This window comes from Halococcus sp. IIIV-5B (assembly GCF_003602035.1).
Classification (GTDB): domain Archaea; phylum Halobacteriota; class Halobacteria; order Halobacteriales; family Halococcaceae; genus Halococcus; species Halococcus salsus.
Genome location: NZ_QZWE01000014.1, coordinates 1 through 19,432 on the forward strand (window position 1 = coordinate 1; position 19,432 = coordinate 19,432).

The window sequence follows — 19,432 nt, forward strand, 5'->3', positions numbered from 1 at the left end:
CCTGGTCGAGGAGACGGTGCTCGGGACGGGTCGGCTCCCGATCCCGGACGAGCCGGGCCTCGGGCTCACGCTCGACCTCGACACCGTCGGCGAGCACCTCGTCGCCGGCGAGACCCTCTTCGACGAGGCCTGAAGCGGTTCGAACACGGCGAAAACCCTTTACGTATCGTTCGCCTCCCGTCCGCAATGGCACACCTCGAAGACGTCTCGGCGGACGACCTCCGAGAGATCCTCGCGGAGGTGGAGGGAAAACGAGCCACACAGCGTGTGATGGTCGGTCTCAACTACAAAGAGGGGCTCTCACAGCGGCGGCTGGCGCGGATGTACGGTCGAACCGAGAAGACGATCTACAACTGGCTCCGCCGGCTCGACCGGCTCGCGGACGAACCCGTCGAGGAAGTGGTGTACGACGCGCCACGGCCGGGTCGCCCACCGAAACTCGACGACGAACAACGCGACCGACTCGAAGACGTCCTCAACCGACCGCCGACCGACTTCGGCTACGACCGCTCGACGTGGACGCCGGCGCTCGCGCGCGAGTACATCGCCGAGACGTTTGGCGTCGAGTACGAACTCCGTCGCGTCCGGGAACTCATGAGCGAAGCGGGACTCTCCTACAGGACGGTCCGGACGGGGGACGCGGCTTCCGCTCCGACGGAAACCGACACCGAGCCCGGGAAGAAACGCTGGACGAACTGACGCTGTCATCCAAGGAACTGTAATCACTTAATGCTGGCACGACACCGGCGTCGACCGTTCCGTTCCTTCGTCGTCGCCCTTCCTTCCGGTAGTCAGAAGTACGAACTCGCGCCTCGCTCGCGGGACGGTGACTTCGTCGTCGATTTCCTCGGGACGAAACGACGTCGGATATTCATTTCAGGTCGACTATTCGAAGATTAACGATCCCGGAGATGCAATTACTTCTGATCGGAAGTCTGTAATGGACCTATGATTGTTACGTCGATACTAGTGGTATTAAGATATTAGACGACGATCTGGCTACTAACCGGCACGGAGTTCGAACTTAACCGAATTTGGCGGGACGAATTTCAACACTATCTTCGATCGTCGAAGAACGGTTCGTATGTTCGTCCCCGAGGTCCACTCGTCCTCGCGGTCACCGCTTCGTTCGGTCCGCCCGACCACCGGTCGTGGCAGCCTCCTTCCGATCTTCGTTCCATCGTGGCGGCTCGCTTCCACACCGATCCTCGATCCACCATCCAGTGTGGGGATCACAAATTTTATACCCGTGCCATGGTCTCACTGTGCATGGTTGTAGACCGCTGCATCACCGGCGGAACGGTCGTCACTGCCGAGGGGCGCACCGAGACTGGCATCGCCATCGACGAGGGTCGTATCGCCGCCGTCGGGGACCCCGAGAACCTGCCCGAGGCGGCCGAAACCGTCGACGCGACCGGCCAGTTGGTCATGCCCGGCGCGGTCGACGTCCACGTCCACGTCGACGACATGTTTTCGGTGGACAGCTACGAGACGGCGACGAGCGCGGCCGCCGCCGGCGGGACGACCACCTACGTCGACTTCGCGTGGCAGGCGTGGGCCGGCGACCTCAGCATCTGGGACGAGCCGGGGACGCTCCTCGACGGCGTCGAACGCAAGCGAGAGAAGGGCGCGGACGCGCTGATCGACTACGGCCTCCACGGCGCGATCACGCGCGAGGACCCCGCCGTCTTCGACGAGCTCGCCGACGTGATCGACGCCGGCGTCTCGTCGTTCAAGATGTTCACCACCTACGAACACGGCCTCTCGAACGGCTTCATGCACCGGGCGATGGAGCACATCGCGGACGAGGGCGCGGTCGGCGTCTTCCACACCGAGGACGACTCGCTCGTCGACCACCTCAACGCGCAGTTCAAGGCGGAGGGCAAGGGCGACCCCGAGTGGTATCCGAAGTCGCGACCCGATTACGTCGAGGCGATGGCGGCCGACGACGCGGTTCGGATGGCGCTCGAAACGGGATTGCAGTACTACGGGATCCACACCTCCTGTCGCGCGGCCGCCGACGTGATCGATTCCTACCAGGTGGACGGCAGCCAGATCCGCACCGAGACCTGCACCCACTACTGCACGCTCGACGACAGTATCTTCGCGGAGCTGGGCAACCTCCCGATGATCGCGCCGCCGATCCGGAAACCAGACGACATCGAAGCGATGTTCGAGTACATCAAATCCGGTACTATCGGCGTCGTCTCGACCGATCACTGTGGCTATCGCCTCGACCAGAAGGAGGTCGAGCACTGGTGGGACAGCGCCTTCGGCGCGAACGCCCTCCAGGTCAGTTTGCCGGTCTTCTACGACGAGGCCGTCAACCGCCGCGGGCTCGACCCGGAACTCGTCGTCGAGGTGATGGCTACCAACCCCGCCCGAACGTTCGGCCTCACCCAAAAAGGTACGCTCGAACCCGGTACCGACGCCGACATCGTCCTCCTCGACCCCGAGGAGACCTACGCGATCGACCCGGCGAACAACCACTCCATCTCGGAGTTCTCGATCTACGAGGGGCGCGAGGTCCAGGGCCGCGTGAAGAAGACCTTCGTCAGGGGCGAACTCGTGGCCGACGACGGCGAAATCGTGTGCGAACCGGGCCACGGCGAGTTCGTCGCGCGCGAGGTCCCCGACTGGGGGCCGGCGGGCCACACTCGGACTGCGGAGTAGGAAGGAACAACTCCCCGAATTCTACGACGCCTTGTGATCCGCAAAGACGTCGATGACTTCCTCGACGTTGTCACCGAGCGAGTAGACCACCGGCTCGGTACAGCCCGCCTCGCAGTACTCCCCGACGCGTTCGACCACGTCCTCGGGTGTCCCAGCCGCCACGACGTTCGTCACGACGTCGTCGTCGACGAGCCGGGACGCGCGTTCGATGTCCGCCTCCTTCGCCGGCCAGCTTCCGAGTTCCTCCTTTATCTCCTCGCCGCGTTCGGGTTCGATGCCGCAAGCCTTCCGGATGTGGGGCTGCTGGCCGATGTACTGGGTCACGAGGTGACGGGCGTTCTCGACGGCGGCGTCGTAGTCCTCGTCCATCGAGACGGCGATGAGCTGCGGCCGGTCGATATCCGCGAGCGTGCCACCCTGTTTCTCGACGCCTTCTTCGAGCTTCTCGACACCGAGCTCGTTGTGCTCCGGGGGGATGAGGTAGTTCATGAACACCCCGCCGCAGATCCCGAGACCGACGAGCTCCCCAGTCAGTTTGTGCATCGTCGGGCCGGTCGCGCCGACGTAGATCGGGACGTCGCGGGCGTCGGCGTTCGAGCGCACGAGGTCGAGTTCGATGTTCTCGACCGAGAGCGTGTCGCCCTCGTAGGTCACGTTCTCGAGGTCGAGCAGTCGCTTCGTGACGGTACAGTACTCCCACATCCGCCGGAGCGGATTTTTCCTCTCGATCCCGACGTTGCTCGCGAGCGGGTCCCACCACGCGCCGATCCCGAGCTTCATTCGTCCACCCGAGAGTTCGTCGAGCGTCGAGAAGGTCTGGGCCATCAGCGCGACGTTTCGGGTGTAGCAGTTCGTCACCCCCGGGGCGATGTCGATCTCGTCGGTGACCTGGGTGTAGGCCCCCATCACGGTCATCGCGTCGCGTACGAGCCGGGATTCGCCCTGCCAGACCGAATCCAGCCCCTGCTCCTCGGCGTACTGTGCGTAGTGGAGTTCCTCGGCGATGTCCGGGCGCTCCCAGTTCCAGATCCCGACCCGGTCGAACGTCGTCATGGTTCCTCCGTCGCGAGGTCGTAGGCCGCGTTGACCGTGGTCGTCACGGCGGCGTGGCAGTCGTCCCAACTGGTGTGTTCGGCCTCGTTGTGGCTTTTCCCCTCATCACTGACCGCGAACACCATGCCGGTGTCCATCAGCGACGTCATGTGGGTCGCGTCGTGGCCCGCGCCGCTGAAGATGTACCGCGAGTCGTAGCCCGCGTCGTCGGCCGCCCCCGCGACCGCCTCGACGCACTGGTCGGCGAACTCGACCGACGGCGCACGCATCCGCTCCTCGTGCTCCCACTCGACGCCCTCACGCTCGGCGGCCGCCTCCGCCTCCGCCAGCACGCGCTGGTAGGCCTCCTCGACGATCTCGTCGGAGGGGTCACGAAAGCCCCAGGTGAAGGTGACCTCGCCCGGGATGATGTTGATCGAGTTCGGGCTGGCGTCGATGTAGCCCGTCGAACCGACCGTGCGCTCGCCGAGGGTCCCCGGGATCCGTCGGATCTGCGTGATGACGTCGGCGGCCGGCACCAGCGCGTCCCGACGGTACTCCATCGGCGTCGGCCCCGTGTGGTCGGCTTCGCCGTAGAAGGTGATCGCACCCCACGTGAACCCCACTACGCCGGTGACGACACCGACGTCGTGGCCGCCCTCCTCCAGGTAGGGGCCCTGCTCGATGTGGAGTTCGAGGTAGGCCTCGTACTCCTCGGTTGGTTCGGCCGGCACGTCGCCCTTGTAGCCGATGCGTTCGAGTTCGTCCTCGAACCGGTTCCCGTCCTCGTCGGTCTGGTCGTACTCTTCTTCGAGGTCGTGAACGCCGGCCCAGATCCCGCTGCCCTGCATCGCGGGCTGGTAGCGCGAGCCCTCCTCGTTGGTCCAGTTGACGACCTCCACGGGATGGTCGGTCTCGATACCTTCGGTTTCGAGACAGCGAACGAATTCGAGCGCGGCGACCACGCCCAGCTGGCCGTCGTAGATCCCGCCGTAGGGCTGGGAGTCCATGTGTGACCCGACGAGGACGGTGGGGAGGTCCGCGGTCCCCTCGCGCCGGCCGAACATGTTGCCCGCCGCGTCGACCCGGACGTCGAGATTTAGACGCTCCATCTCGTCGCGCAGCCAGTCGCGGACCGCCCGGTCCTCGTCCGAGAGCGTCAGCCGGTGGAGCCCGCCGTTCTCGGTCGCGCCGATCGCGGCCTGCGCTTGCATCGTCTCGACGAGCCGCTCCTTGTCGACATCGAGTCGCATGTTACCACGACAGACAGTGGCCTCTTAAGCTTTCCTCACCGGCGTACACCTCACCACGGCTTCGGGCTCCGTTCCCCGTTCGATGCCGTCGAAAACTCCGTTATCGGTCGCTTTCACCGACTCGTTCTCCCGAAACCCCTCACTCGATCCGGTCGGCGAGCCGTTCGTGACACCGCTTCGGGTGGTCGGGATACACCGTGAGCGGGCCGTCGTTCCCGACGTGGACCGAGAGCGCGTACCGCTTTCGATAGGTTCGATAGAGGCTCAACAGCCCGGCGACCGCGAAGCCGACCCCGACGAGCGGGTTCCGGGTCGCCACGACGTAGCCACCGACTCCGACCAGCAGGAGGCTCATCACGACGAGATCCCACTCGATCGCTCGGAGCGTGATCCGTGTGATGTCCTCGTCGCGGATCTTCACCTTCCCGTCGCGCTTCACGTAGAGACCGTCGTTCCCGTAGCCCAGCCAGCCACCGTTCCGGAGCGAAGTCCGCGTGATGGCGACCTCGTCCTGGTCGGTGGAGTCCGGTGACTGTTGGCCCGGTTCGGCGACCCCGGTCGCGTCGCCTGCCTGCGCCATCAGTCGTCACCCGTTCCGCTGCCCCGGTTCGAAAGGAACCGCTCGTGGGCGGGTTCGAACGCGTTCTCGTCCTCGGTGATCTCCTCCCAGGCGGTGAGGCCGCGCTCCTCCTTGGTGCCGGGGATCGTGTTGTCGAGGACGAACGCCGCGATCCCGCCGACCGCGATCTCGGTCCCGAGCACGATCCCGATGGTGTTCGCGACCTCCGGGATCCCGAGCACCGGACCCAGCAGCGGCACGTTCGCGAGGCCGGCCTGAAGTGTCACGCCCGAGGCGGCCTCGACGTTCGCGATGTACTGGGGGATCGAGAGCCCCGCGAACAGCCCGAAGCCAACGACGAACACGTTCCGATTCTGGTTCATGTCGACGTGCTGGAGCTGTGAGAGCCCCACGCCGACGATCTGGGCGAACATCGCGAGGAAGAGCCCGCCGACGATCGGGTCCGGGATCGTGGTCACGAACGCCCCGAAGTAGCCGACGTAGCCGACGACGATCATCACGAGCGCACCGATCTGGACGACGTACCGGGAGGCGACACCCGTGATCCCGATCGCGCCGACGTTCTCGGTGTAGGAGGTCGAGCCGTTGCCGGTGCCCATGATCCCCGCGAAGACGTTGCCGAGCCCCTCCATCCCGAGGCCGTGGTTGATCCGCTTCTTGTTGGGCGCGCCCTCGCCGGCCATCCGCGCGACGGAGTGGTAGTCCCCGAAGCTCTCGATCGCGGAGGCCAACATTCCGGCGAGCATCCCGACGACGAACGACCCGGTGAACAGCGGCATGCCCCACTGGAAGGGCACGATCGCGCGGATCGGCGGTGCGGCCGCGACCGGGCTCAGGTCGACGACGTTCGCCACGCCCGCGAGCGTGACCACGAGCGCGATCAGGTAGGCCGTTCCGAGCCCGAGCAACACGGGGAAGAGCTTGAACACCTCGGCGTAGTTGTTTAGATACTGCGAGAAGAGCACGATCAGTGCGAGCGTCAGCCCCGCGAGATACCAGTTCTGGTTCGCGGACGTGATCTGGCCCACGCTGAGGAGCGCGAGCCCGATGAGACCGATCACGACCGCGATCACGATCGGACCCATGTACTTCTTCAGCCGGCCGAACACCCCGAAGTAGCCGATCGCCACCTCGGCGAGCCCGGCGACGATCACCGCGCCCTGGAGCTGGCGTATCATCACCTCCGGCGGCGCGTTGCTCGCCGCGAGCACGCCGATGATCGCGAGCGCCGGCCCGAGCATCGAGAAGGTCCCACCTTGCACGATCGGGTAGCGGTTCCCGACCGTGGTCTGGGCGAGCGTGGCGACGCCCGAGACGACGAAGAAGGTCCCCACGAGCTGGGCGGTCTGGGCCGCGTCGAAGCCGAGCGCCCCCGCGAGAACCAGTGGAATCGCGATCGTCGAGCCGATCATCGTCATCCAGTGTTGGACGCCGAGGAGTATCGACCGCCCCAGCGGGGGCTTGTCGTCGACCCCGTATATCACCATCCCCGACTCGATATCGGTGTTCGTCGTACTATCCCCCTCAGACATGGAGCTTTTCCACCCTGTCCCCTCGTTTGCTGGTCGGTTGTCGGTCGTTCATGCGATGATAGTGGCTGTTTTGAGACCGACTTATTCTTTTGGGTTGTGATCCCCGTTCGGGCGAACCCAGCCGTGCGTCACGACTCGATCCCCGCATCGGCGTACTCCTTGCCGTCGGTGAACGCCGGCAGTACCTCTCTCCCGTAGGTCTCGACGTGTCTGGCCTCCTCGCCGGACATGAGGTAGATGTTGAACTGGTCCACGCCTTGTGCTTCGAGCTCTTCGAGCTTCTCGATGTGGTCTTCGGGCGTGCCGAGCACACAGAAGCGGTCGATCATCGGGTCCGGGATCCAGTCGAGGTGGTCGGCGTCCTGTTCGGCGTGTTCCGAGTAATCGTAGCCACCCTCCGCGCCCTCGCCCTTCCGACCCTCGATGTAGGTCGTGAGTTCCTCGGGGAGTTCGTCACCCTTGTGATGCGTGTCGACGAGGTCGGCGACGTGGTTGCCGACCATCGCGAGGAACCAGCGGAGCCTGTCGCGCGCCTCGTCTACGTCCTCGCTGAGCCAGACCGGCGCACACGACATGATTCGGATCTCCTCGGGGTCGCGGCCGTGTTTGCGCGCGCCCTCGCGGATCTGGTCGACGAACCAGCCCACGAGGTAGGGATCCGAGATCTGGAGGATCACACCGTCGGCGGTCTTGCCGGCGAGTTCGAGCATCCTCGGGCCGTAGGCCGCAACCCACGTCACGAGCTCGGTGTCGGTCCAGGTCAGCTCGATCTCGTTGCCGGTGTTCGGGTGTTCGATCGGCTCGCCCCGGTGGAGGTCGCGGATGTAGTCCACCTGTGTCTCGAACTCGTGCCACGGCACCGGCTGTTCGCCGAGCATTCGCAGCGAGCTGTCGCCACGCCCGATCCCGAGCTCCGCCCGGCCGCCCGAGAGCTGGTTCAGCCCCGCGAACGCGCTGGCGGTCACCGAGACGTCCCGTACTTTGGGATTGGTGACCAGCGTTCCCGTCTTCATCCGGTCTGTGTTTTCGAGCAGCTGTGCCATCTGCGGGTAGGGGTCCTTCCAGAGAACGTGGGAGTCGTAGAACCAGCCGTAGTCGAACCCCGCGTCCTCCGCGAGCCCCGCCAACGCCACCGTTCGCTCGGGCGAGACGTCACCCTTGAACGTCACCGCGAACTCGTCGAGTGTCATACGGTCACACGACACGTCTCGTTCGTAATACGTCTATCGATCCCTCGAATCTCTCGCTAAACGTTCGTCAAGAACCGAGAATTTTGGATTTCGTCCGCATCCTGCCCCGAAACGCTGGCCGGATCGGCGAGAGTGGAACGCGAATCGTTCCCGTCCGCGCTCAGGCGTCGGGCCAGCGCTCGATGTAGACCGTCTCGTCGGTGTAGAAGCGGATCATGTCGTCGCCCTGGGCGTGGAGGTCGCCGAAGAAGGAGTCCTTCCGGCCGCCGAAGTGGAAGAACGCCATCGGGGCGGCGGTGCCGGCGTTCACGCCGAGGTTGCCGACGTCGGCCTCGTGGCGAGCTTTGCGGGCGTCGGCCCCGCTCCCCGTGAAGAGGCTCGCGGCGTTGCCGAAGTCACTCCGATTGAGGACCTCGATCGCCTCGTCGATGTCGGCCACCGGGAGGAGTCCCAATACCGGCCCGAAGATCTCCTCGCGTGCGATGGTCGCGTCGGGGTCGACGTCACCGAAGACGGTCGGCCCGAGGAAGTTGCCGTCGGGGTATCCTTCGACCTCGACATCGCGGCCGTCGAGCAGGAGTTCGGCCCCCTCGTCGACCCCCGTCGCGATCATCTCGCGAACGCGTTCCTCGTGTTCGGGGCTGATCAGCGCGCCGATGTCCGTGCCGTCGTCGAGGCCGTAGCCGACGACCTGGTCCTCGGCCTCCGCGACGACGCGCTCGGTGAACTCGTCGTAGACCGACTCGTCGACCACGACGACGTCGTTCGCGAGGCACCGTTCGCCGCCGCAGGCGAACGCCGACGAGATGGTCTTCTTCGCCGCGAAGTCGAGGTCGGCCGACTCGGCCACGATGATGTGGTTCTTCGCGCCGCCCTGGGCCTGCGCGCGCTTGCCGCTCGCCGCCGCCCGCTCGTAGATGGTGCGCGCGACGGGCGTCGAGCCGACGAACGAGACCCCCTCGATCCCGCCGTGGTCGAGGAGTGTGTTCACGGTGTCGACGCCGCCGTTGACGAGCTGGACGACGCCATCGGGAAAGCCCGCCTCGTCGAGGAGTTCGAACAGGCGCTGAGCGACCACCGGGTCCTGTTCGCTGGGTTTGAGGATGAACGAGTTGCCGGTCGCCACGGCGTAGGGCAGGAACCAGAGCGGGATCATCCCCGGGAAGTTGAACGGGGTGATCGCCGCGAAGACGCCGAGCGGTTTGCGGACCGCGGTCTCGTCGATGTCGGGGGCGGCGTTCGGGAGGTGGCCCGCCTGCATCATCGAGGGGATCCCGCAGGCGACCTCGACGTTCTCGATCCCGCGGCGGAGTTCGCCCTTGGCCTCGCCGAGCGTCTTGCCGTGTTCCTGGACGAGTACCTCGGCGAGTTCGTCGTGGTGGTCCTCCAGCAGGGTCTTGAGCCTGAACAGCGGCTGGATCCGCTCCTCGACGGGCGTCTTCCGCCACGTCTCGAACGCCGCTTCGCCGGCCGCGACGGCCTCGTCGACGTCCGCCGCCGAACTGAAGCCGACCGTCGAGACCGTCTCGTTGGTTGCAGGATTGACGACCTCGCGACCCTCCTCGGATGGCGCGGTCCAGTCGCCGTCGATGTAGTTCGGTACGTCGTTCCACGGGGGGGTGGTATCGAGCGTCATGCGATGTGCGTGAGTGTGTCCACCTCGACATAAACCTTTCCGACAGCGTTCGTTCGAGCCCCGAATCCATCGACTCCTGTTTTACTGTTCTCCCAGAAATCGTCGTTCGTTCAGCCGATCGCCGAACGAGCCAAAGACTAATCACGGGTAGTTCCGTAGAGGGTGGCGTATGAGCGAACCCGAGTCACCCATCGGGGCCAACGCGGTCGAGCGAACCGACAAGGAACACGTCTTCGGGACGTGGTCCTACCAGTCCGAGGTCGACCCCACCCAGGTCGTCGAGGCGGACGGCGTCCGTTTCACGACCGCCGATGGTAACGAGTACATCGACTTCTCGAGCCAGCTGATGTGCTCGAACCTCGGTCACGCCGCCGACCGGGTCGCCGACGCGGTCGCCGAGCAGGTCCGCGACGTGCCGTTCGTCGCGCCGAGCTACACCACCGACGCACGCGCGAAGCTCGGCGAACAGCTCGCCGAGATCACTCCAGGGGATCTCTCGAAGACCTTCTTCTCGACCAGCGGGACCGAGGCGGTCGAGGCCGCGCTCAAGATCGCCCGACTCTACACGGGGAAACAGAAGGTCGTCTCGCGCTACCGGTCCTATCACGGCGCGACCCACGGTTCGATCAGCGTCACCGGCGACCCGCGACGGCTCGCTTCGGAACCCGGTGTTCCGGGCACCATCAAGGCTCCCGACCCCTACGCCTACGGCTCGACGCTCGACCCGATGGAGAGTCTAGAGTACATCGACGAGATGCTGATGCTCGAAGGCGACACCGTCGCCGCCGTCCTCGTCGAACCCATCGTGGGCTCGAACGGGATCCTGGTGCCACCGGACGAGTACCTCCCCCGATTGAAGGAGATCGCCCACGACCACGGCGCGCTCCTGATCTGCGACGAGGTGATGAGCGGGTTCGGGCGCACGGGTGAGTGGTTCGGGTGTGACGTCTTCGGTGTGACACCCGACATCATGACGATGGCGAAAGGGTTGACAGGAGCCTACCAGCCACTCGGCGCGACGACCGTCACCTCGGAGATAGCCGACTACTTCGAGGACGAACTGTTCTGTCACGGCCACACCTACGCCGGCCACCCGGTCGCGGTCGCGGCGGGGGCGGCCGCGGTCGAGACCTACCGAGAGGAGAACCTGATCGAGCACGCCAGCGAGGTCGGCGACTACCTCGGCGAGCGGATCGCGGAGCTCGGCGAGCGCCACCCGAGCGTCGGCGAGACACGCGGGGTCGGCCTCTTCCGAGGGATCGAGCTCACCAAGCGTGCCGACGAGCGGATCCCCTTCGGCGAGCGAAAGGACAAGATCTCGACCGGGACGACCGTGGTCGACGAGGTGTCGGCGACCGCGGCCGACCACGGGACCTACGTCGCGAACATGATCAACACCCTGATCGTCGCGCCACCGCTCCCGATCACCGAGCGCGAGGTCGACGAGGCCATCGACGCGCTCGACGCCGGGCTCGACGTCTCGGACGACGCGATGGACGACTGACGGCCGCGCCGTCGCCAGCCCGGAGGTTCATACCCTCGCGCCCCCATCCGACGGTATGAACGGTTCACAGGACGCGGCCGCGGCGCTCGACGAGACCGACCTCGCGCTGCTCGAACAGGTCGAGGCGGATTTCGACGTCAGCCTCGAAACGATCGCCGACGAACTCGGCCTCTCGAAGTCGGCGGTCCACTATCGGCTCAACAAACTCGAAGCCAACGGCGTCATCCGCGGGGTGACCGCCGACGTCGACCCCCTCGCACTGGGGCTGGAGATGACCGCCGTCACGGACGTCATGGTGGCCCACGAGACCGGCTACTCCGAGGCGATCGGGGAGTCGCTGGTCGCGCTCGACGGGGTCGAACACGTCTACTACACGATGGGCGACGTCGACTTCGTGGTCGTCAGCCGTGTCCAGAGCCGCGACCAGCTCAACGACCTCATCGACCGGATCGTCGCCGTCGAGGGCGTCAACGAGACCGCCTCGAAGTTCGTGCTCGACGAGTTCGCCGACCACGCCGTCTCCTCGAACCTCACGCCCGCGGCACGGAACACGATCCTCGAACCGGCCGACCGGTAGCCGTTCGCGGGTACGAACCCAGTCCGATCGGCTCGATCCGAAGTCAGCAATAAGTCTTTACACACCCGATACGGGAGGGGCTCGCTCGACCAACGGATCGGAGAGACGGGATTCATCTGAACGACGACAGCGAGACGGAGCACGAGCCGGCTCGACCGTCGATCGCTGACACTCTCCACAGACCGACCACCGCACATCACTTTCGATCTAATGTCTCTGTCTGTACTGGAGAACTCCGATAATCATCTGTTTTGCTTTCGAGATTGGTGAAAATCGAGAGAATATTGTAGAAAAAATCTGAATTAATCATCTAACTGAAATTCGTGCGCGAGATGTTGAGGAGTAACGATTTAATGCTGAAAATTCGGCCGTGCTGCTGGGTACGGCTCTCCTCGCACCTCGACCGGAACGGTGGCGGCGCGTCGCCGGCGGCGGCTACCCGAGCGGTTCGGTAAGCGCGTCCCGCGCCGTCGTTCGGGAACCGAGACCCTCCTCGACGTCCGTCCGGTCGAGGGCGTCACGAGCGAGTTCGCTCGCGAGCCGCTCGATCTCGGCGAGGCGGTCGGCGTTGTCGTCGGTGCAGTTCGTCGCGCACTCGGCGTGGATGGTTTCGGGATCGTGCTGGTGGTACTTCAGCCGACCGTGGCAGTGTGGACACCGGAGTTCGACGTGGCCCAGCATCCACTCGACGTCGATTCCCGTGGTGTCGAGGTGGTCGTGGAGCGCGAGCCAGACCACCATGTCCGGCGAGTGTGGTCCGCTCGCGGTGCGTTTCAGGTCGCGGAGCCGGAGCGCGACCGTCCGATAGAGCTCGTCGTCCGGCCGGTGGTGGTACTGGTGGGTGCGCCGGAAGTGGGTGAGGAGCGCCCGGCGGGACGAACAGACGGCCCCCGCGGTGAGTTCGCCATCTATCTCCTCGGCCGAGACATACTCGTCGTCGACGGGCACCCTGAGCGGTGGGCCGTCCGCGCGATAGTACCGTTCCTCTGAGAGCCGTGCACCGGTCTTCGGACAGAACGCGAGATCCCCGATCATCGATGTTGCCTCCAGTGAAGCGATCCCGACCGACCGTCGTAAGCGAGCGGGACGGCTTTCCGGGAGTGCCAGAAGCGCTACTCCGGGTGGTGGTACGTCCGGCCACGTCCCTCACCCCGCTTTTCGATCAGGTTGTAGTGGGCGAGCTTCGAGAGGTGATTTCTGACGGTCCGGTTGGAGCGGGGTTCCTCGACCCGCTCGCGGTACGCCTCGTAGAGCTCGCCGGGCGTGACCGTCTCGCGGTCGTGGACGATCTCGTAGAGCGCGCGCTGGTGTGGCGTGAGCTGTTCGACGTTTCGTTGTCTGACCTCGGTTCGGCCCGCCGGGATCGCGGTTCGGATCGTCTCCATCCCGATCCCGTCCTTCTCCGCTCCCTCGGCCTGCCGTGCGGCGCTCCGGAGGATCCCGATCGCGACGCGGGCGTCGCCGGCCGCGGCGTCGGCGATGGTCACCAGCCGGTCGCGCGGGACCTCCACGTCGAGCCCCCACCGAACCCGGTCGTGGAGGATCGAGACCAGCTCGTCGAGTTCGTACTTCTCGAAGCGGATCCGGGTCGAGGCGTGGAGGCGCGAGACCAGCCGGCTGTCGAGCCGTGCGAACAGTTCCTCCTCGCTGTTGGCGATCAGGACCATCGAGACGCCGACGGTGCGATAGAGGTCGTAGAGGAGGTCGTGGTCCTGCAGCTGGTCGACCTCGTCGAGGATCACCACGAACTCCGGCCCGTCGTAGGCTTCGAGCCGTTCGAGGAGGGCGTCCGTCGGCGTCGACTGACGGTGGATGTCCGCCGTCGAACCGATGGCTTCGAGGATGCGATAGAGCGCCCGGAATCGGGTGTAATCCTGCCAGCAGTTGACGTACTGGTAGTTGAGGTCGAGCACCACTTCGCGGAGGCGGGCGAGCGCGAACCGGGCGAGACAGGTCTTGCCCGTCCCCGAGGGCCCGAACAGGAACGCGGTCTCGGCGGGCTCGTTGCGCGTCACGGGGTCGAGCGCGCGGGTGAGGGCGTTCATCTCCTGGTCGCGATGGCCCACCTCGCGCGGGAGGAACTCGTCTTGGAGCACGCGGGCGTCCCGGATCATGTTGCTGGTGTTCACGCCCACCGACATAAGCGGCGGTGCCGGGTTTCCAGTTCTTCCGGAAACCGATCTGTCGAGCCGGTGATATCGGCGTTCACCGCCGCCACGGGGGAGTATAAGTCGCTACACCCCGAACATCGATCGTGTCGAATACTACGTCGGACACAGCGACCGAACGGTATCGAGTTCGACCGGAGACGGTGGTGACCGACCGCGGTGACGGTCCGGCCGTCGTGTTCGCCCACGGCACCCTGATGGACCGGACGATGTTCGACCCACAGGTCGAGGCGCTCGCCGACGACTTTCGGACGGTGGCCTACGACCTCCGGGCGCGGACGGACCAGTACGCGAGCTCCTACGACCTCTACGACCTCGCGGACGACGTCGACGCGCTCTGTGACGGGCTCGACCTCGACACGGTCGTGCTCTGCGGGATGTCGATGGGCGGGTTCATGGCGCTGCGCTTCGCCGAGCGCTACCCCGAGCGGCTCGACGGACTGGTCCTCATCGACTCGATGGCCGAGTCGTACACCGAGGTCGAACGCGAGCAGTACGGCCAGCTCGCCGAGCAGGCTCGCGCGGAAGGGAAATTCACGGAGCCCGGCGTCACGGTCGCGCGGGACGGGCTCTTCGGCGAGACCACGCGCGCGGAGAACCCCGCCCTCCCCGATCGCTGGGTCGAACGGTGGCGGACCTACCCCGCCGAGGGGTTCTACCGCGAGATGCACTCGTGGCTGAACCAGCCGGACTTCACGCCGAAGCTCTCGGGTATCGACGTCCCCGTCCTCTCGATCCACGGCGAGGAGGACGCCTCGATAGCCCCCGAACGCACCGAACCGATGCTCGACGCGCTCCCCAACGCCCGCCAGGAACTGATCCCGGAAGCCGGGCACTCCTCGAACCTCGAAAACCCCGAAGCGGTCAACGAGGCGCTTCGAGGGTTCCTGAACGACGTCTACTGAAAAGCGCAGTCAGTCGTCGGCGATAACGGGTTGGCGCACCGGCCGATCCGTCGGCTCGCCGTCGATGTCGTAGGGGTATTCCCCAGTAATGCAGCCCATACAGAGGTCGTCCCGTTGGGTTTCGAGCGCGTCGGCGATCGCCCCCGGCGAGAGGTACGCGAGGCTGTCGGCGTCGATCTCGTTTCTGACCTCCTCGACGGTTCGATCGGCCGCGATGAGCTCCTCGCGGGTCGCCATGTCGATCCCCATGTAACACGGGGCGGTGATGGCGGGCGAGCCGATCCGGAGGTGGACCTCCGACGCGCCCACGTCCCGGAGGAGTTCGACGAGCTGGGTCGAGGTCGTTCCCCGGACGATCGAGTCGTCGATCAGCGTCACCGTCTTGTCCTCGACCGTGGACTTGATCGGGTTGAGCTTCAGCCGAACGGCGCGTTCGCGCTCGTCCTGGGTCGGCATGATGAACGTCCGGCCGACGTACCGGTTCTTCATCAGCCCCTCCGCGAACTCGACGCTGCCCTCGTTCTCGTTTGCAGCCTCGGCGTAACCCGAGGCGAACGCCCGGCCCGAGTCGGGCACCGGCATCACCACGTCGGTGTCGATGCCGTTCTCGGCCCAGAGTTTGCGGCCGAGTTCGCGCCGGACCTCGTAGACCAGTTTGTCGTCGATGGTCGAGTCGGGCCGGGCGAAGTAGACGTGTTCGAAGAAGCAGTGAGCGGTGTTGTCGAGTTCCGTGAGCTGATACGTGCTGTAGCCCGAGCCGTCGGGTTCGAGGACGACAAGTTCGCCGGGTTTGACGTCGCGGATGAGCTCCCCGTCGAGCGCGTCGACGGCGGCGCTCTCGGAGGCGAGTACGTAGCCGTCCTCGAGCTCGCCGAGACAGAGCGGGCGATTGCCCTGTGGGTCGCGGAGGCCCAAGACCCGATCGTCGTGCATCACGGTCAACGAGTAGGAGCCGTGTATCTTGCCCATGGTTCGTTCGACGGCTTCGACGAGCCCGGAGTCGAGGAGATTCCGCGCGAGGTCGTGGGCAATGACCTCGGTGTCGCCATCGGAGGTGAACGCGTGGCCGAGCCCGGCGAGTTCGTCGCGGAGCGCGTCCGCGTTCACGAGGTTTCCATTGTGCGAGAGGCCGAGCGAGCCGCTCTTGAACGAGACGGCGAAGGGTTGGGCACAGGAGCTGTCGACGCTGCCAGCGGTGGGGTAGCGAACGTGGCCGATGCCGTTCGAGCCGTTGAGACTCGCGATGTCGGCGGGGTCAAAGGCGTCGCCGACGAGCCCCATCTCGACGTGGGAGTGCTGTTGGAAGCCGTCGTGGGTGATGATCCCCGCCGACTCCTGGCCGCGGTGCTGGAGGGCGTAGAGCGCGTAGTAAAGCGGGCGCGCGGCGGCTCGGTCGGCGAGGGAGACGCCGACGACGCCGCACTTCTCGTGCATCTACTCGCCGGCCTTCTCCTGCCACGCGTAGTCGCGTCGTTTGGCGGATTTCCCGAACCCGCACGACGCGCAGACCTTCTTGGTCTTGTGGTAGGAGGCCTCGCCGCACCGCCGGCACTTCACGTGCACCGTCTTGTTCTTCTTCCCCTGACTCGGTGTTCCTGAGCCCGTCATGGTGTTATCGACACGACGTTGTCGCCCCGGATAATCGTTGTGCTCTCGACCGTCTCGGTCGCTGCGTCGTTCTCGGGGTCCTCCTCCGCGGGGTCGAGCACCACGTTCATGTGCTGGTCGTAGCCACCGAGTTCGCCGGCGTAGGCCGCGCCGTCCTTCAACCGGACGGTGACGCGGTCGCCGAGCGTCGCCTCCAGCACGTCGAGGGGTCGTCCACTCATGGCCCCCACTCGCCGGGTTCGCTTCTTAAACGTACCGACCGTTCGCGACCGTTTCGGGTCGACGACGAGGGTCACCGTCCCGCGATCTTCGTATGTTCGGCTGCGGTGGCGCGCGCTCACGACCGGTCCGAACGACAGTGAGGGCCGGTCGTGGACACTGTGCGAGGGATGAGCACCGTAGGGAGTGAGCCGCAGGCGAACGACCGAGGAGCGCAGTCGGCTGGGGAGGCGTGTGGCCTGTGCGGGGCGGTGCTGTGCGTCTCTCATTTGCATCGGAATTCGCCGTAGACGAATCAGCAGTCCAACTTTCGCCGTAGACGAATCAGCAGGCCGACCAAAACGGTACGTCAGGCAGCGAACGGGTCCGAGGTCGCCTCCCGTCGCCGACCCCGATACCACAGCAGGAGCGACGAACAGCCGCCGACGAGCGCGACCAGCACACCGAACCCGACGAACAGCGGCCCCGGCGAACCCGGGTCGTACTGAATATCGAACGTGTACATTTCACCCCGATATCGAACCGCGTTGTTTGCGAAGAACGCCAGTGAGGTGTCTTCGACGTGGGCCGCCTGACCGGTGGCCGGCCCAGCGGGGTCCGTCGTCATCCGGTCGAAGATCGCCTGCTGTGATGATGAGAGGTCGTGATAGGCTATCGCCGGCTCGGACGACGACGTCGTCACGTCGTCGACCTGCACGAGATACGGTGTCGACTGAGCCGTGGTGTACGCGGCCCAGCCGGCGATGACGATCCCGAGAACACAGAGGCCGACAGCGACCAGCTGAGCGACACGGCCGACGTATTTTCTTCCATTCATGTTCGATAGATCTCGAAGGGTTCGCTTAAACATTTCTGCCAGTGGCTCGACGGCTCGGTGAGTCAACTCGTAGACGAAAACGCGGGCAAGCGGCGTTGGTTCAGATCTCGACGGCGAAATCGTCGTCCGCACCCACAGATTCCGAGAACGCGCCGAGCAGGTCGACGACTGAATCGAGGTCGTCGGTATCGATAACCTCCACAGGGGTGTGCATGTAGCGATTCGGGATACCGACGTTGAGCGAGGGGATGCCGCCGCGCTGGGTGAAGATCGCGTCGGCGTCGGTGCCCGTTCGGGAGCCGGTGGCCTGGAGCTGTACGTCGACCTCGGCCTCGTCGGCGGCCGCGCGCAGTTTCTCGACGAGGACGGGATGATTCGCGCCGCCGCGGGCGATGACCGGGCCCGCCCCGAGTTCGACGCCGTTGGAGCGGTTGCCGGGCGTCGCGGGTTCGTCGGTGGCGTGGGTGACGTCCATCACGATGGCCGCGTCGGGCGCGAGGTCGAAGCCGACCATCTTCGCGCCCTGGAGGCCGACCTCCTCTTGGACGGTGCTCACGGCGTAGACGGTCGCCTCGACGTCGGCCTCGCAGGCCCGTCGGAGCCCCTCGGCGGCGGCCCACGTGCCGACCCGGTTGTCCATCCCGCGGGCGGCGAGCCGGGTTCCTTGAAGGGGTTCGAGCGTCGTCGCGACCGTCAGCGGGTCGCCGATGGCGACGAGCTCGCGGGCGGCTTCCTCGCTCTCGACGCCGATGTCGACGTGGAGGTCCTCGATGTCGGCGACCTCGTGTTCGTCGCGGAGGTGGATCGCGGCCTGGCCGATGACGCCCGCGACGGGGTCGTCGTCGGTGTGGACGGTGACGTGCTGGCCGCGCGAGACGGTCTTGTCCGCGCCGCCGATGGAGCCCAATCTGAGGAATCCCTCGCCGTCGATGTCCCGAACCACGAACCCGATCTCGTCGGCGTGGCCGGTGAGCGCGACCGTCGGTGCGTCGTCGCTCCCCTCGTGGACCGCGACGGCGTTGCCGTAGTCGTCGGTGGACACCTCGTCGGCGAACTCGCCGACGTAGTCGAGCCAGACACGCTGACCGCGGGTTTCGAAGCCTGACGGAGTCGGGGTTTCGAGCAGGTCGTCGAGGAACGTCCGCTGGGTCTCGTTCACCCGTCGTCTATCGGGTCGGTGGACATGAACGCCTCGAAACCGGTCGGCCCGAACGCCTCGAACACGTATCGCGCACGCAAGCCCAAAACGGATAAGATGCCGGCCCACAGATGGCCGGTATGGCAGACAAACTGACGCTGGTCGAACTCCATCTCCACGCCGACAACAACGAGTTCGAGAGCGAACTCGAACTCAACTCCGACATCGGCGAGGTGCTCCGCGATCGGCTCGGCTTCGGGGGCTCCGAGACGGACGCGCTCCCGTTCGGGGACGACGAGACGGACTCGGCAACCGCCGACGGCGGCGACACGGTCCAGATCGGTGAGGACGAGGAAACCGAGACGGAGACCGAGACCGGCAGCGCAGTGGTCGAGATCGACCCCGACACCGAGGTCGAAGACGAACCCGACTACGACGAAGCCGACGACTCGGGTGGCCGCGGCATCGGTCGGACCTTCCTGCTGCTGGTCGTGGTCGGCCTCCTCGCGCTGGCCGCGTGGTGGTACCTCGGCGACGACGACATCGAGAACGAGTTCGAAGAGCTGTAGGGCGAAACGCTTTGGTTCGTCGGGGCCTCGA

Annotated in this window: 19 protein-coding genes and 1 pseudogene; 7 read left to right on the plus strand and 13 right to left on the minus strand. The window is 65.8% G+C overall.

The window, feature by feature from the left end:
- From D3261_RS10730 to D3261_RS10740, 3 genes and pseudogenes are all read left to right on the plus strand, one after another.
- Nucleotides 1–133 (plus strand): annotated as a pseudogene (locus D3261_RS10730) (mandelate racemase/muconate lactonizing enzyme family protein); the annotation flags it as partial.
- A 53-nt stretch (nt 134–186) separates the two neighbouring features.
- A complete protein-coding gene (locus D3261_RS10735; RefSeq protein ID WP_120072227.1) occupies nt 187–699 on the plus strand; it encodes a helix-turn-helix domain-containing protein in 513 nt (170 codons plus the stop codon).
- Between the two features lie 570 nt (nt 700–1,269).
- On the plus strand, nt 1,270–2,673 hold the full coding sequence (locus tag D3261_RS10740) for a dihydroorotase family protein (protein ID WP_120072229.1): 1,404 nt from the start codon (nt 1,270–1,272) through the stop codon (nt 2,671–2,673).
- A 21-nt stretch (nt 2,674–2,694) separates the two neighbouring features.
- On the opposite strand, the gene D3261_RS10745 is transcribed toward D3261_RS10740, so the two are convergent.
- The 6 genes from D3261_RS10745 to D3261_RS10770 form a co-directional block, all read right to left on the minus strand.
- A complete protein-coding gene (locus tag D3261_RS10745) occupies nt 2,695–3,726 on the minus strand; it encodes an LLM class flavin-dependent oxidoreductase (protein ID WP_120072231.1) in 1,032 nt (343 codons plus the stop codon).
- Nucleotides 3,723–4,958, minus strand: a complete 1,236-nt coding sequence (locus D3261_RS10750; protein WP_120072233.1) for a M20 family metallo-hydrolase — start codon at nt 4,956–4,958, stop codon at nt 3,723–3,725. Before D3261_RS10750 ends, D3261_RS10745 begins: the two co-directional genes overlap by 4 nt.
- A 139-nt stretch (nt 4,959–5,097) precedes the next feature.
- The gene (locus D3261_RS10755; RefSeq protein WP_120072235.1) at nt 5,098–5,538 is read right to left on the minus strand and encodes a hypothetical protein; all 441 of its coding nucleotides are present in this window, start codon (nt 5,536–5,538) and stop codon (nt 5,098–5,100) included.
- Nucleotides 5,538–7,070, minus strand: coding sequence for a uracil-xanthine permease family protein (locus D3261_RS10760; RefSeq protein WP_233553969.1), 1,533 nt, complete (start codon nt 7,068–7,070; stop codon nt 5,538–5,540). Before D3261_RS10760 ends, D3261_RS10755 begins: the two co-directional genes overlap by 1 nt.
- Nucleotides 7,071–7,198: 128 nt before the next feature.
- A complete protein-coding gene (locus D3261_RS10765; protein ID WP_120072237.1) occupies nt 7,199–8,260 on the minus strand; it encodes a TIGR03842 family LLM class F420-dependent oxidoreductase in 1,062 nt (353 codons plus the stop codon).
- Nucleotides 8,261–8,420: 160 nt separating this feature from the next.
- Complete coding sequence (locus D3261_RS10770) at nt 8,421–9,896, minus strand: CoA-acylating methylmalonate-semialdehyde dehydrogenase (RefSeq protein ID WP_120072239.1); 1,476 nt, start codon at nt 9,894–9,896, stop codon at nt 8,421–8,423.
- 169 nt (nt 9,897–10,065) lie between these two features.
- Between D3261_RS10770 and D3261_RS10775 the strand changes: the two genes are divergently transcribed.
- Together D3261_RS10775 and D3261_RS10780 are read left to right on the plus strand one after the other, a co-directional pair.
- Complete coding sequence (locus tag D3261_RS10775) at nt 10,066–11,400, plus strand: aspartate aminotransferase family protein (protein ID WP_120072241.1); 1,335 nt, start codon at nt 10,066–10,068, stop codon at nt 11,398–11,400.
- A gap of 55 nt (nt 11,401–11,455) precedes the next feature.
- Entirely contained in the window at nt 11,456–11,977 is a 522-nt protein-coding gene (locus D3261_RS10780; protein ID WP_120072243.1) for an Lrp/AsnC family transcriptional regulator, read from the plus strand.
- 435 nt (nt 11,978–12,412) lie between these two features.
- Here the strand turns inward: D3261_RS10780 and D3261_RS10785 are convergent, their stop codons facing one another.
- Both D3261_RS10785 and D3261_RS10790 read right to left on the minus strand, forming a co-directional pair.
- Nucleotides 12,413–13,012, minus strand: a complete 600-nt coding sequence (locus D3261_RS10785) for a hypothetical protein (RefSeq protein ID WP_120072245.1) — start codon at nt 13,010–13,012, stop codon at nt 12,413–12,415.
- Nucleotides 13,013–13,089: 77 nt separating this feature from the next.
- Nucleotides 13,090–14,091, minus strand: a complete 1,002-nt coding sequence (locus D3261_RS10790) for a Cdc6/Cdc18 family protein (RefSeq protein ID WP_233553970.1) — start codon at nt 14,089–14,091, stop codon at nt 13,090–13,092.
- Between the two features lie 140 nt (nt 14,092–14,231).
- Between D3261_RS10790 and D3261_RS10795 the strand changes: the two genes are divergently transcribed.
- A complete protein-coding gene (locus D3261_RS10795) occupies nt 14,232–15,050 on the plus strand; it encodes an alpha/beta fold hydrolase (protein WP_120072248.1) in 819 nt (272 codons plus the stop codon).
- A gap of 9 nt (nt 15,051–15,059) precedes the next feature.
- Here D3261_RS10795 and purF read toward each other — a convergent pair whose 3' ends face one another.
- The 5 genes from purF to D3261_RS10820 form a co-directional block, all read right to left on the minus strand.
- A complete protein-coding gene (purF, locus tag D3261_RS10800) occupies nt 15,060–16,484 on the minus strand; it encodes an amidophosphoribosyltransferase (protein ID WP_120072250.1) in 1,425 nt (474 codons plus the stop codon).
- A complete protein-coding gene (locus D3261_RS10805) occupies nt 16,485–16,658 on the minus strand; it encodes a 50S ribosomal protein L37e (protein ID WP_005044428.1) in 174 nt (57 codons plus the stop codon).
- The gene (locus D3261_RS10810; protein ID WP_120072389.1) at nt 16,655–16,879 is read right to left on the minus strand and encodes an LSM domain-containing protein; all 225 of its coding nucleotides are present in this window, start codon (nt 16,877–16,879) and stop codon (nt 16,655–16,657) included. Before D3261_RS10810 ends, D3261_RS10805 begins: the two co-directional genes overlap by 4 nt.
- Nucleotides 16,880–17,226: 347 nt before the next feature.
- A complete protein-coding gene (locus D3261_RS10815; protein WP_120072252.1) occupies nt 17,227–17,694 on the minus strand; it encodes a hypothetical protein in 468 nt (155 codons plus the stop codon).
- A gap of 100 nt (nt 17,695–17,794) precedes the next feature.
- The gene (locus tag D3261_RS10820; RefSeq protein WP_120072254.1) at nt 17,795–18,853 is read right to left on the minus strand and encodes a M42 family peptidase; all 1,059 of its coding nucleotides are present in this window, start codon (nt 18,851–18,853) and stop codon (nt 17,795–17,797) included.
- A 119-nt stretch (nt 18,854–18,972) separates the two neighbouring features.
- On the opposite strand from D3261_RS10820, the gene D3261_RS10825 reads away from it, so the two are divergent.
- Nucleotides 18,973–19,401: a hypothetical protein gene (locus D3261_RS10825; RefSeq protein ID WP_120072391.1), complete on the plus strand. Its 429-nt coding sequence runs from the start codon at nt 18,973–18,975 to the stop codon at nt 19,399–19,401.
- Nucleotides 19,402–19,432: the final 31 nt, after the last annotated feature.